11 protein-coding genes are annotated in these 12658 nt (G+C 69.0%); 9 read left to right on the top strand and 2 right to left on the bottom strand.

Features of this window, described 5'->3' with window-relative positions; genetic code table 11:
- The first annotated feature begins 137 nt into the window (after window positions 1–137).
- From NBY65_RS01650 to NBY65_RS01610, 9 genes are read left to right on the top strand one after another with little or no spacing between them, the layout of a single operon-like run.
- A complete protein-coding gene (locus NBY65_RS01650; RefSeq protein WP_162530378.1) occupies window positions 138–1004 on the top strand; it encodes an ABC transporter permease in 867 nt (288 codons plus the stop codon).
- Window positions 1001–2140, top strand: coding sequence for an ABC transporter ATP-binding protein (locus NBY65_RS01645; RefSeq protein ID WP_150039034.1), 1140 nt, complete (start codon window positions 1001–1003; stop codon window positions 2138–2140). The genes NBY65_RS01650 and NBY65_RS01645 overlap by 4 nt, the downstream gene beginning before the upstream one ends.
- 35 nt (window positions 2141–2175) lie before the next feature.
- A complete protein-coding gene (locus tag NBY65_RS01640; RefSeq protein WP_150039032.1) occupies window positions 2176–3387 on the top strand; it encodes a M24 family metallopeptidase in 1212 nt (403 codons plus the stop codon).
- A gap of 35 nt (window positions 3388–3422) precedes the next feature.
- Window positions 3423–4490 (top strand): extracellular solute-binding protein, encoded by a 1068-nt coding sequence (locus NBY65_RS01635; RefSeq protein WP_150039030.1) that lies wholly within the window; start codon window positions 3423–3425, stop codon window positions 4488–4490.
- Window positions 4491–4498: 8 nt separating this feature from the next.
- Window positions 4499–5365, top strand: a complete 867-nt coding sequence (locus tag NBY65_RS01630; RefSeq protein ID WP_239002648.1) for an ABC transporter permease — start codon at window positions 4499–4501, stop codon at window positions 5363–5365.
- 40 nt (window positions 5366–5405) lie between these two features.
- Window positions 5406–6329, top strand: a complete 924-nt coding sequence (locus NBY65_RS01625) for a dihydrodipicolinate synthase family protein (protein WP_150039026.1) — start codon at window positions 5406–5408, stop codon at window positions 6327–6329.
- Window positions 6330–6388: 59 nt separating this feature from the next.
- Window positions 6389–7417, top strand: coding sequence for a 4-hydroxyproline epimerase (locus tag NBY65_RS01620; RefSeq protein WP_239002647.1), 1029 nt, complete (start codon window positions 6389–6391; stop codon window positions 7415–7417).
- 2 nt (window positions 7418–7419) lie between these two features.
- Window positions 7420–8676 (top strand): NAD(P)/FAD-dependent oxidoreductase, encoded by a 1257-nt coding sequence (locus NBY65_RS01615; protein ID WP_150039024.1) that lies wholly within the window; start codon window positions 7420–7422, stop codon window positions 8674–8676.
- A 56-nt stretch (window positions 8677–8732) separates the two neighbouring features.
- Window positions 8733–9962, top strand: a complete 1230-nt coding sequence (locus tag NBY65_RS01610; RefSeq protein ID WP_150039023.1) for a metal-dependent hydrolase family protein — start codon at window positions 8733–8735, stop codon at window positions 9960–9962.
- Between the two features lie 46 nt (window positions 9963–10008).
- Here NBY65_RS01610 and NBY65_RS01605 read toward each other — a convergent pair whose 3' ends face one another.
- Both NBY65_RS01605 and panS read right to left on the bottom strand, forming a co-directional pair.
- Window positions 10009–11421 (bottom strand): sodium:solute symporter family protein, encoded by a 1413-nt coding sequence (locus NBY65_RS01605; RefSeq protein WP_203330359.1) that lies wholly within the window; start codon window positions 11419–11421, stop codon window positions 10009–10011.
- 129 nt (window positions 11422–11550) lie between these two features.
- Window positions 11551–12480, bottom strand: coding sequence for a ketopantoate/pantoate/pantothenate transporter PanS (gene panS / locus NBY65_RS01600; protein ID WP_150039021.1), 930 nt, complete (start codon window positions 12478–12480; stop codon window positions 11551–11553).
- Window positions 12481–12658: the final 178 nt, after the last annotated feature.

The raw sequence follows: 12658 nt of genomic DNA, 5'->3' as shown, positions 1-12658 counted from the left end.
GAATGTAACTTATATCGCTCTTGCGATTGGATACAATATCCCATACGGTCCCTCGCCATGCGCGAAGTGCTCCTCTGCCCTTGTCCACCGGCATGCGGCTGTTCGCAGCCGGCCGGCACGTCCAGGCGACATCCGACATGACCTCTCCGACCGCCACGTTTCCTGTCCCGCACAGTCCGGCCGCGTCGCGGATCGCCGACCTGCCGGATTCGGCCGCGCGCCTGCTCGGGCGCCTGCTCGCCGCAGTGGGCGCGGTCGCGATCTTCCTGCCACTGGTGTTGACGCTTTACCTCAGCGTGTTCGACGAGACGCTGATCTCCTTCCCGCCGCGCGGCTACACGCTGGCCTGGTACGGCCGCATCCTCGACGAGTTCGGCGCGGCGATCTGGACCAGCCTGCAGGTGGCCGCGATCACCGTCGTGCTGGCACTCTGCATCGGCGTGCCGGCGGGGATCGGCCTGTCACGCTACCGCTTTCCGGGACGGGAGGTGCTCAGCACGCTGCTGCTGGCGCCGCTGACGGTGCCGGGGGTGGCGCTCGGCCTCGGGCTCTATGTCTTCGCCGTCTGGGTGGAGATGGGAACCGGCCTCGCACTTAGCGGGTCCTTTGGTTTTCTTGTCAGCGCTCATGTGCTGATTACCCTGCCCTGGGTGGTGCGCCTCTGCCTCGCCGGGCTGGTGAACCACGACCGCGCCACCGAGGAGGCCGCCGCCAATCTCGGCGCCTCGCCGCTGCGCGTGATCTGGCGCGTGACGCTGCCCGCCATGCGGTCGGGCATCGCCGCGGCGGCACTGTTCGCCTTCATCGTCTCGTTCGAGAACCTGGACATGACGATCTTCCTCGTCAGCCCCGGCATGAACACGCTCTCGAACGCGACGCTTCAGTATCTGGCCTATCACATCGACCCGCTGGTGGCCGCGGTGGCCGTCGTGCAGATGCTCGTCATCAGCGCGGTGCTCATCCTGCTCGACCGGCTGGTGCGTCTTGGACAGGTGATGCGATGACGGCAGCCCTCAGCCTCAGAAGCCTTGGCAAGCGGTACGGCCTCGCGAGCGCGGTCGAGGACGTCACGCTCGACATCGAGCCGGGCGAGATGGTGGTGCTGCTCGGTCCGTCCGGATGCGGCAAGACCACCACGCTGCGCATGATCGCCGGCTTCGTCGAGGCGAGTGGCGGCGACATTCTGCTCGACGGGCACTCGATCCGTCGCCTGCCGCCGCACCGGCGGGAGATGGGCATGGTGTTCCAGAGCTACGCCCTGTTCCCGCATCTGAGTGTGGCGCGCAACGTTGCCTTCGGCCTGGAGATGCGCGGCGTGCCGCGCGCCGAGCGCGAGGCGCAGGTCGCCGGGATGCTGCGCCTGGTCAAGCTCGACGCGCTCGCGGCGCGGCTGCCGCGCGAGCTGTCGGGCGGGCAGCAGCAGCGCGTGGCGATCGCCCGCGCGCTCGCCATCCGTCCGCGCCTGCTGCTGCTCGACGAGCCGCTGTCCAACCTGGATGCCGCGCTGCGCCAGGATGTCGCGCGCGAGATGCGCCTGCTGCAGCGCGCGCGCGGGCTGACCGCGATCATGGTCACCCACGACCAGACCGAGGCGATGGCTATGGCCGACCGCCTGGTGGTGATGCGCGCCGGCCGGGTCGAGCAGATCGGCACGCAGGAGGATCTGTACGAGCGCCCCGCCACGCCCTTCGTCGCCGGCTTCATCGGCCACAGCAACCTGCTGCCCGGCACGCTGCATGAGGGCCACGTGCTGCAGGTTCCGGGCAGCAGCATCACCCTGGCGCAGTCGTATGGCCTCGTGGGCAACGCGACGCTGGCGGTGCGGCCGGAGCGCATCGTCCTCGCTCCGCCCGGAACGCATCCGGACGAGCGGGCGCTCGGCCGGGTGGAGCTTTCCACCTATCTCGGCGCGGTGGTCGAGCATGTGGTGCGGCTGGGGCCGGAGACGCAGGTAGTGGTCACCGGCGCTTCCTCCGGTGCCGGCGCCGCGCATCGCTTCCCCGCCGGGATGGCGGTCGCCCTGTGCTGGACGGCGGACAGCGAGCGTCTGTTCAACGCCGCCGGCGGCGCGGTGCATGGGCCGCGCGTGGCGGCCGGCCTGCCGGCGCAGGAAGCCGGCCAATTGGTCGGGAATGTCTGACCTGGGCTGCCGCGAGGCAGTGAAAGGATGGGGGTATGACGATTGGTGTGGGTGGCTCGACCTTCGAGCAGGAACTGGCGCGCATGTCGCCGATGCTGGACGGCGTGCAGCCGATCGGGGTGGACGAGCACCTGCAGCGTATCGCCCGCGCGCAGCATCTGATGCGGGCGCAGGGCATCCAGGCGCTCTATCTCGATACCTCGACCAACCTTGCCTATTTCACCGGCATCCAGCTCAAGCTGACCGAGCGGCTGCACGGCGCGGTCATTCCGGTGGAAGGGGAGATCGCCTATCTCAGCCCGGCCTTTGAGGAACCGAAGACCCGCGAATACATGTCCTTCGGCGACGACGTGCGCGTCTGGGAGGAGCACGAGGATCCGACCGCGCTGGTGATCGAGGTGGTGCGCAGCAAGGGCTATGACAGCGGCACCCTCGCGATCGACCCGGCGACGCCGTTCTTCACCGTCGATGGCCTGCGCCGCGCCGGCAACAGCTTCACCTTCGTCAACGGCGCCAGCATCACCGCCGCCTGCCGGCAGGTGAAGTCGCCGGCCGAGATCGCGCTGATGCAGCGTGCCATGGATATCACCATGACGGTGCACAAGGCGGCCGCGCGCTGCCTGCGCGAAGGCGTGACCACGACCGAGGTGAAGGCTTTTCTCGATCAGGCGCATCTGCGCCTCGGAGCCAGCACGCCCTCGGGGGCGGTGCAGTTCGGCGAGGCGACGGCCTACCCGCACGGCGTGCCCTATCCGCAGACGCTGCGTCCTGGCGACATGGTGCTGATCGACATGGGCGCCCTGGTGCACGGCTACCGGTCCGACATCACCCGCACCTATGTGTTCGGCGACCCGACCCCGCGTCAGGCCGAGATCTGGAACCTGGAGAAGCGGGCACAACTGGCGGCGTTCGAGGCCGCGGTGCTGGGCGCCCCCTGCGAGGCGGTGGATGCCGCGGCGCGCGGCGTGATCGAAGCGGCGGGCTTCGGTCCCGGCTACCGCGTGCCCGGGTTGCCGCACCGCACCGGCCACGGCATCGGCCTGGACGTGCACGAGGAGTCCTTCATCGTCCGCGGCAACAGGACGCCGCTTCAGGTCGGGATGTGCTTCTCCGACGAGCCGATGATCTGCATCTACGGTGAGTTCGGCGTACGCCTCGAAGACATCATCTACATGGCCGAGGACGGACCGCACTGGTTCACCCGGCCCTGCTACTCGGTCGAGGATCCGTTCGGGTACGAGGCCTGAGCCTTCTTCCTCCGTTCATCTCCAGGAGACCAGCGATGACGAAAGACGCCATGCCCGCGCAGCCGGGCTTCCTGCTTTCCCGCCGCCATGTCCTGGCGGGCGCGGCCGCGCTGGCCGCACCCGCGGTGATCGGCAGCGAGGCGCGCGCCCAGGCGAGCAAGGTGGTGATCTCCACCTGGGGCGGCGACTATGCCCGCCTGCTGCGCGAGAATGTCGAGGCGCCGCTGCTGCAGAAGCAGGGGGTCGAGGTGATCCAGGATGTCGGCGACCAGGCGCCGCGCGTCGCCAAGATCCAGGCCCAGCGCCGCCTGCCGCGCGGCAGCACCGACGTGGTCTCGGTGGAGGCGGTGGCCGCCTACCAGCTCGCCGAGATGGGGCTGCTGGAAGAGCTTACGCCCACCAAGGTGCCGAACCTGAAATACCTTCAGGACAGCCTACGCTCGCCGACCTATGCCGCGCATATCTACAGCCCGCAACTGCTGATCTACAGCCCCGAACGCGTCCAGGCCCCGCCCACGAGCTTCACCGACCTGTTCGACCCGAAATACAAAAACCGGGTCGGCGTCACCGACGTGAACTTCTTCTATGCCGTCATGGGGGCCTCGCTCTATGCGAGCGGCACCACCAACGACATGGAAAAAGCGAAGGAGCTGGTGACGCGGGTCAATGCCAACGGCATGAAGCTGTTCCCGACCACCGATGCGGGCGGCCCCGCCTTCCGCTCCGGCGAGGTCGATATCGGGCTGATGTGGATGGCCCGGATCATCATGTGGCAGAACGCGGGCATATCGGTGAAGGGGGCCTTCCCGAAAGAGGGCTGCGTCGTCTACGTCTCCGGCATGGGCGTGCCGAAGAACGCGCCCAACAAGGAAGCCGCCTACAAATACATCAATGCCATGCTTGAACCCTCGGCCCAGCGCGGCTTCGCCGAGCAGATGGGCTACCTGCCGACCATCACCAATGCCGGCCTGACCGGCAAGGTGGCCGAGCAGCTGGCCTTGCCGGATCCGGCGCCCCGCCTGGTCGTGCCCGATTACGGCTACACCACCAAGGTCCAGCCTGAGATCGCGGACTGGTGGAAGAAGACCATCCAGCGCGCGTGAGGTGGCAGGTGGCCGTCGGCGGTAGCACGCTGTTCCCGCGCCAGGGCCTCGCGGCCTCGGCGTTCCTCGGCCCGGCCACGCTTGCCGTGGTCCTGTTGCTGGTGGCGCCGCTGTCGCTGCTCGGCCGCTACAGCCTGAACCAGTACAGCCAGACCGAGCTGATGGTCGAGGCGGTGACGCCGGAGAACTACATCCGCTTCTTCACCGACCCGTTCTACCTGGATGTCATGCGCACCACCGTGACGGTGGCGCTGCTCAGCACCGCGCTCTGCGTGGTGCTGGGCGTGCCGCTGGCCTGGTTCCTGGCGCGCATGGAGGGACGCTGGAAAGCGGTGTGCATGCTGGCGATCGTGCTGCCGCTGTTCATCGGCAGCACCGTGCGCACGGTGGGCTGGATGATCCTGTTCGCCCGCGGCGGCGTGCTGGACCTTGCCTCCACCAGCCTGATCGGCGAGCGGACCGACCTGATGTCCACCGCCACCGCCGTGGTCATCGGCATCCTGTCGTTCAACCTGCCTTATCTGGTCCTGACCGTGCAGGGCGTGTTCGAAAGCATCAACCCGTATTTCGAACAGGCGGCACAGGGGCTCGGGGCGGCCCCGGCGCGGGCGTTCTGGCGCGTGGTGTGGCCGCTGGCCCTGCCCGGGATCACCATCGGCGCGGTGCTGTGCTTCGTGCTGAGCATGAACGCCTATGCCACGCCGGTGCTGCTGGGCGGGCCGCGCTTCCACATGATGGCGCCGCTGCTGTTCTGGGAATTCGGCACCAACAACAACTGGCCGTTCGCCGCGGCACTCGCCTTCATCCTGATGGCCACCACGCTCGCGCTGACGATGCTGGCCAATCTTCTGATACCGCGCCGCTATCGCGCCTGAGCGCGCAATCCGGCGTACTTGCTCCGGAGGAGAAGCATACATGGCAACAAGCTGCGACTGGCAGGGCGTGTTCCCCGCCGTCACCACGAAATTCACCGCATCCGGCGCACTGGATGCCGCCGCCTGCGAGAAGCACTTCGCCTGGTTGCTGCAGAACGGCTGCGACGGATTGATCGTCTCGGGCTCGCTCGGCGAGGGCAGCACGCTGACGCCCGACGAGAAGCTGGAGCTTGCCCGCATCGCCCGGACGGCCTCGGGCGGCAAGTCCGCGGTGGTGCTGACCATCGCCGAAGGCGCGACGGCACGCATGCTGGACCTGCTGAAGCGGGCGGAAGCGCAGGGCGTGGACGGGGTGATGCTGCTGCCGCCGATGATGTACCGCGCCTCGGCCGAGGAAACCATCGCCTGGTACACCACCGCCGCCCAGGCCACCGGCCTGCCGCTGATGGTCTATAATAACCCCGTCTCCTATGGCATCGACGTGACCGTGGAGATGCTGCGCCGGCTCGCCGAGATCCCCAACATCGTCGCGGTCAAGGAAAGCTCCGACGACGTCCGTCGGGTGATCCAGATCCGCAACGCGCTCGGCACGCGGCTGCGCATCTTCGCCGGCGTGGACAATCTGGCGCTGGAAAGCTGCCTCGTCGGTGCCGATGGCTGGATCGCCGGGCTGGTCGATGCCTTCCCCGCCGAGACGGTGGCGATCTGGCAGCTTGCCCGTGCCGGCCGGCTCGACGAGGCCCTGGCCATCTATCGCTGGTTCTCGCCACTGCTTGAACTCGATGTCAGCCCGCGCCTGGTGCAGAACATCAAGCTGGCCGAGGCGCTGGTCGGCGTCGGCACCGAGATCGTGCGGGCGCCGCGCCTGCCCCTGGCCGGCACCGAGCGCGGCCGCGTGGAAGCGGTGCTGCGCGAGGCGCTGCGCACTCGTCCCGCATTGCCTGCCCTGCCGGTCGCGGCATAAGGGGGGTTCCGGCCGGGGCGACACCGCATCGCCGTCCCGGCCGAGCGCGAAGGACACTGATGATGCAAGGCATCGAAACCCCGGTCCCGCCCGGCAATCACACCTTCAGTTGCATCGACGGTCATACCTGCGGCAATCCCGTCCGCCTGGTGACCGGCGGCGCCCCGTTCCTGCACGGCGCCACGATGAGCGAGAAGCGCCAGGACTTCCTGCAGCACCACGACTGGATCCGCCGCTCGCTGATGTTCGAGCCGCGCGGCCATGCGGTGATGTCGGGGTCCATCCTCTACCCGCCGACCCGCGCGGATTGCGACATCGCGGTGTTGTTCATTGAGGTCTCGGGTTGCCTGCCGATGTGCGGCCACGGCACCATCGGCACCGTCACCATGGCGCTGGAGAACGGCCTGGCCCGTCCGGAAGTCGAGGGCGAGCTGCGGCTCGATGTCCCGGCCGGGCGGGTGGTGGCGCAGTACGAGCGCAACGGCGAGCACATCGACAGCGTGCGCATCCGCAACGTCGCTTCGTATCTGGCGCTGACCGACGTGGCGGTGGACCTGCCTGGGATCGGCCCATTGCGCGTGGACATCGCCTATGGCGGCAATTTCTACGCGATCGTCGAGCCGCAGCCCGGCTATGGCGGGCTGGAAACGATTTCGGCCGATGACGTGCTGCGTTTCAGCCCGGAGCTGCGGCGCCGGTTGAATGCGGTGGTGGAGGTGGTGCACCCCGAGGACCCGACCATCCGCGGCGTCAGCCACGTGATGTGGACCGGCCGGCCGCGTGACCCGCGCGCGCATGGGCGTAACGCGGTGTTCTACGGCGACCGCGCGGTGGACCGGTCGCCCTGCGGTACCGGCACCTCGGCCCGCATGGCGCAACTGGTGGGGCGCGGCCGGCTCGCGGTCGGCCAGGATTTCGTGCACGAGAGCATCATCGGCACATTGTTCGACGGGCGGGTGGAGACGGCGGCCACGCTCGGCGGCCGCGACGCCATCATCCCCAGCATCGCCGGCTGGGCCCGCACCCACGGCATCAACACCATCTTCGTGCGCGAGCGCGATCCGCTGCGCGCGGGTTTCCTGGTCTGATCATGACATCCTCATCCCCCATCGCGGTGGTCGGCGCCGGCGTCGTCGGCGTCGCCTGCGCACGCGCCCTGCAACGGGCCGGCCGGCAGGTGGTCCTGTTCGATCCGGCCCCGCCCGGCTCGCTGACCTCCAGCGGCAATGCCGGCCATATCGCGCTCGATCATATCCGCCCCCTGGCGCGGCCGGACGTGCTCGCCGGCGTGCCGCGCATGCTCACCACGCCGCTTGGTCCGCTGACCCTGCGCTGGCGGGGCGTGCCGGCGCTGTCCCCCTGGTTCGCGCGCTTCGCCGCGGCGGCGTTGCCCGCGCGTGTCACCGCCGGCACCACCGCGCTCGCCGCCCTGCTCGGCACGGCGCTGCCGGACTGGAAGGCCGAGCTGCAGACAGCGGGGCTCTCCGACATGCTGCGCCGGCAGGGCACCCTGACCGTGATCGAGACGCCCGGTCGGCTGGCGGCGGCACGCGCGGAAGGGCGGCTGCTTGCGTCCCACGGCGTTGCGTTCCGTGACCTCTCCGGGGCCGAGGTGATGGCGGAAATGCCGGGGCTGGCCCGGGTGCCGGCGGGGGGACGGTTGTTTCCGACGGCGGCGCACGTGCTCGATCCGTTCGGCCTTGTGCAGGCGCTGGCGGCGCGTTTCGTGGCCGATGGCGGCACGCTGGTCGCGGCCCCGGTCACCGGGTTCCGCCGCGGCGAGGGGCGGATCACCGCGGTCGTCACCGACGCGGCCGAGCATCCGGTGGACGCCGTGGTGCTGACGGCGGGGCTCGCCAGTGCGACGCTGGGCCGTGACCTTGGCCTGGTGCTGCCGCTGACCGCGGAGCGCGGCTACCACGCCATGCTGGCGCCGGACGCCTTGCCGGTGCCTCGGCCGACCTCCTTCGCCGAACGCGGCTTCGTCATCACGCCGCTCGCCCATGGCATCCGCCTTGCCGGCACGGTGGAGTTCGGGGCGGATGGACGGCCCCCCGCCTGGGCCCGTGCGGATATCCTGGCCCAGCACGTGCACACCCTGTTCGGCCGTGAGGTCGAAGTCACCGAACGCTGGCACGGCGATCGGCCGACCTTGCCGGATTATCTGCCCGCGCTCGGCGCCGCACCTGGCCACGCCAATTTGCTGGTCGCCGCCGGACACCAGCATCTCGGTCTCACGCTGGCCGCGGCCACGGGCCGCATCGTGGCGGCGCTGCTCACCGGAACGCCGCCCGGACTCGACCTGAAGCCGTTCGATCCGGGCCGTTTCGCCCGCCGTCCTTCATAACCCGGTCGCCTGCCGCCGCGGCGGCACCGGCACGCCCTTTCCCGCAGGAGCCACGCATGACGTCCTATCTGTTCACCAATCTCCGCCTGCTCGATCCGGCACGGGGCGAGTTGCTCGGCGGCATGGAAGTGCTGGTCGAGGGCGACCGGATCAAGGAAGTTTCCGACCGGCCGATCCACAGCGATGCCGCGCAACGGGTGGATCTGGGTGGCCGGACGCTGATGCCGGGTCTGATCGATGCGCATGTCCACGTGGTCGCCTCCATGGTCAATCTGGCGGCCAATTCCGAGCTGCCGGATTCGCTCGCCACGCTGCGCGCGACCAAGGTGATGACCGGCATGCTGATGCGCGGCTTCACCACGGTGCGCGACCTGGGCGGTGCCGATCTTGGCCTTGCCCTGGCGGTGGAGGACGGGCTGTTCGACGGGCCGCGCCTCGTGCAATGCGGCAAGTCGCTGGGCCAGACCGGCGGACATTCCGACAAGCGCAGCCGCTTCGACCATCGCCTGCCGGAGGTCCGTCGCGCCGGCGCGCTCGGCCGGGTGGTGGACGGCGTCGAGGGAATCCGCCTCGCCGCGCGCGAGGAGATCAAGGCCGGGGCACAGTTCATCAAGATCATGGCCAATGGCGGCGTCGCCTCGCCGAATGACCCGATCCACGCGCTCGGCTTCTCGCGCGACGAGATCCGCACCGCGGTGGAGGAGGCAAGCAATGCCGGCACCTATGTCGCCGCGCATCTCTACACCGACGAGGCGATCCGTCGCGCGGTGGAGTGCGGCGTGCACTCGCTGGAACACTGCAACCTGATCCAGACCCCGACCGCGGAGCTGGCGGTCAAGGCGGGGGCGGTCGCCATCCCGACGCTCGCGGCCTATGAGGGGCTCGCCCGCGAAGGCGCGGCGCTCGGCCTGCGTCCGGAATCCGTGGCCAAGATCGAGACCGTGCGGCGGGGCGGGCTGGAATCGCTCGACATCATGTGGCGCGCCGGGCTGCCGATGGCATACGGCTCCGACCTGCTGGGCGGGTTGCACAAATACCAGTCGCTGGAATTCGAGATGCGGGCCCGGGTGCTGCCGGTGCGCGACATCATCGCCTCGGCGACGCTGGTGGGGGCGCGGCTGTGCGGGCTGGAAGGCCAGGTCGGCGTGGTGGCCCCGGATGCCTGGGCCGACCTGCTGGTGGTCGATGGCGACCCGTTCGCGGATATCGGGCTGCTGCAGCATGACGGCGCGCATTTCGCCGCCATCATCCGCGGCGGACGGTTCATCACGAACCGGCTGGGCTGAGAGGCGGGTGGCCGCGTCGCGACGGGCGCGGCCACCTTCTCACATGTCAGGCGGGCTTGCCGTTATCCGCCCGCGCTGCCCGCAGCCCTGTCGCCAGCAACGCCATGCCGATGGCGATCAGGCTGACGGCCATGCCGACGAACAGCGGATTGACCGGCAGGCGCAGGACGAAGCGGGCGACCACCGCCGCCACGGTGCTCGCCGCCATTGACAGCAAGGCCCAGTTGCCCGGCAGGTGGCGTGGCCAGAAGATCGCCAGCGTCAGCGGCAGGAATATGCCGGCGCCGCGCAGCGCCATCGACATGTAGTTCCAGTCGAGGACATAGGTGTCGGCATTGGCGAGCGCGATCGCCACGGCCAGGCAGGTTGCCAGCAGCACCGCGAGGCGGTTGAGCAGCAGGCTCCACCGGTCCGCGGTGATGCGCAGCACCCCGGCGCCGATGTCGCGTGCCACCATGGTGCCGATCCCGAGCGCCAGCCCCGCGATCGAGCCGACCACGGACAGCAGGATCGCCGCTAGCCCGATGCCTCCCAGCCAGGGCGGCAGGTAGAGCGTCAGGTACATCGGCAAGGCCAGGATCGGATTGATGTCGGGATGGGCCGCATGCATGAACATGCCGATGGCGACCGAGGGCAACCCCACGGGAATGGTGATCAGGGCGGCGACCATGGCGCCCATCGCCGCCACCCTGGCATTCGTCGCCGAATAGACCGCCTGGATATAGGTCTGCGTGCACAGCGTCCCGACGATCAGCGCCACCAGGTTGCCCATGCAGTCCGCCGTGCCGCGGCCGAGCAGGCTGAACCAGGGCCAGGCCGGGAAGGTGGCGTCGAAATCGGGCATGCGCGCCAGCGACAGCGCCGCGATCACGCCGGCCGCACAGAGCGTCGTCCAGATCACCGCCATCTTCAGCAGACCGGAGACCCCGGCGCCCTTCATCCCGCCGAAGCAGACGCAGATGGCGACGAGCAGGATGATGATGCCGGCCGCCTGCCAGTCCGTGAGATGGAGCAGAAGCGCGATCAGGGCGATGCCGGAAAGCCCGCTCGCGACCATGCTGAACAGGATGCCGAGCGACGATATCACGCTGGTCAGCGGCCGGGCGGTGCGGCCGTACTGCAGGCCGAGGAATTCGGGCACGGTTTCCAGGCCGCTGCGGCGCAGCGGTGCCGCGTAGCAGAGCGCCATCAGGACCAGCCCGAGCCCCATGCCCAGGGTGAACCACCAGCCGGACAGGCCGATGGCAAACCCCATCTGTGCGGTGCCGACCGTTGCCGAGCCGCCGATGCAGGTTCCGGCAATCCCCCCGGCGATCAGCAACGGCCCCGCGGAGCGACCGCACAGGCTGAATCCCTCGGCCGATGTCGTCGCCCGCGCCGACCAGGCGGTGATGGCCAGGATGACGGCCAGTGTCGCCACCAGGCTCAGCAGATGCACGTTGGTCAGGGCTGTCATCATCGCGGCGTCTCTCCGGGCGGGGGCGATCCGCCTGAAGTCCGGTCCGGCGGAATCGAGGGAAATCCAGGGCCTCCCCCTGCGCCCAAGGCGGGGGAGGCCCGGTGGTCGGCAGTGATGGCGAAGGTCAGGTCAGGCGGCGTCCTTGCCCGTGCGCGCGACCGGCCGGCCGGCCCAGTAGCCGGCGAGCAGCGATCCCGACAGGTTGTGCCATACCGAGAACAATGCCCCGGGAAGGGCGGCGAGCGGCGAGAAATAGATCCGTCCGAGCGTCGCGGCGAGGCCGGAATTCTGCATGCCGACTTCCAGTGCCAGGGTGCGGCAGATCGCCTCGTCGAAGCCGAGCAGGCGTCCGCCCCAGTATCCGCCCAGCAATCCGATCCCGTTGTGCAGGATGACCGCGATCATGACCATCGGGCCGACCGAAGCGATGCTGGGCTGGGTCGCGGCGACCACCGCGGCGATGATCGCCAGGATCGCCAGCATGGAGACCAGCGGCAATGCCGGCTCCAGCGTCCGCACCAGACGATGCAGGAAGTGGTTGACCAGCAGGCCGGCCAGCACCGGCACCGCCACGATCTGCAGGATCGACAGCAGCATGCTGACCACGTCGACCGTCACTTCGGCCGAGACATAGAACCGTGTCAGCAGCGGCGTCGCCACCACGCCGACCAGGGTGGAGAGCGCGCTGATGGTGATCGAGAGCGCAACGTCGCCGCGTGCGAGATAGATCATCACATTGGATGCGGTGCCGCTGGCGACGCTGCCGACCAGGATCATGCCGGTCGTCAGGTCCGGCGGCATGCGCAGCGCCTTCGCCAATGCCCAGGCGGCGAAGGGCATCACCAGGTAATGCAGGACCACCCCTGCGATCACCGGCGCGGGCCGCACGATGACCCGGCGGAAATCAGCGAAGGTCAGCGTCACGCCCATCGCGAACATGATGGTTGTCAGCAGCACCGTGATCCAGGGCGTGAGCCCCTTGAATTCGGCAGGCGAAACGTAGGCAGCAACGGAAACAAGCACTGCCCATAGCGGAAACAGGCGCGTAATCTTCGACAACGAACGAGACCCGTAGTGAGGTTGCGTGTTGCTATACAGGGCTCCTGAAGCAGCGACGACAGCCGTCGGTGCAACGCAGGCTCCTGTGCAATGATGCGGCCATGCTGCCGGTCTGCGCCGAAGGTCGCCTCGGCGCTGTGGCCGTAACCTTGCTGCACCCGGTTTGTTCCGGTGGGAT

Origin of the sequence: Rhodovastum atsumiense (assembly GCF_937425535.1) — a bacterium.
GTDB classification, from domain to species: domain Bacteria; phylum Pseudomonadota; class Alphaproteobacteria; order Acetobacterales; family Acetobacteraceae; genus Rhodovastum; species Rhodovastum atsumiense.
The sequence above is the reverse complement of the archived record's forward strand: the minus strand, read 5'-3'. Positions and strand labels throughout refer to the sequence as shown.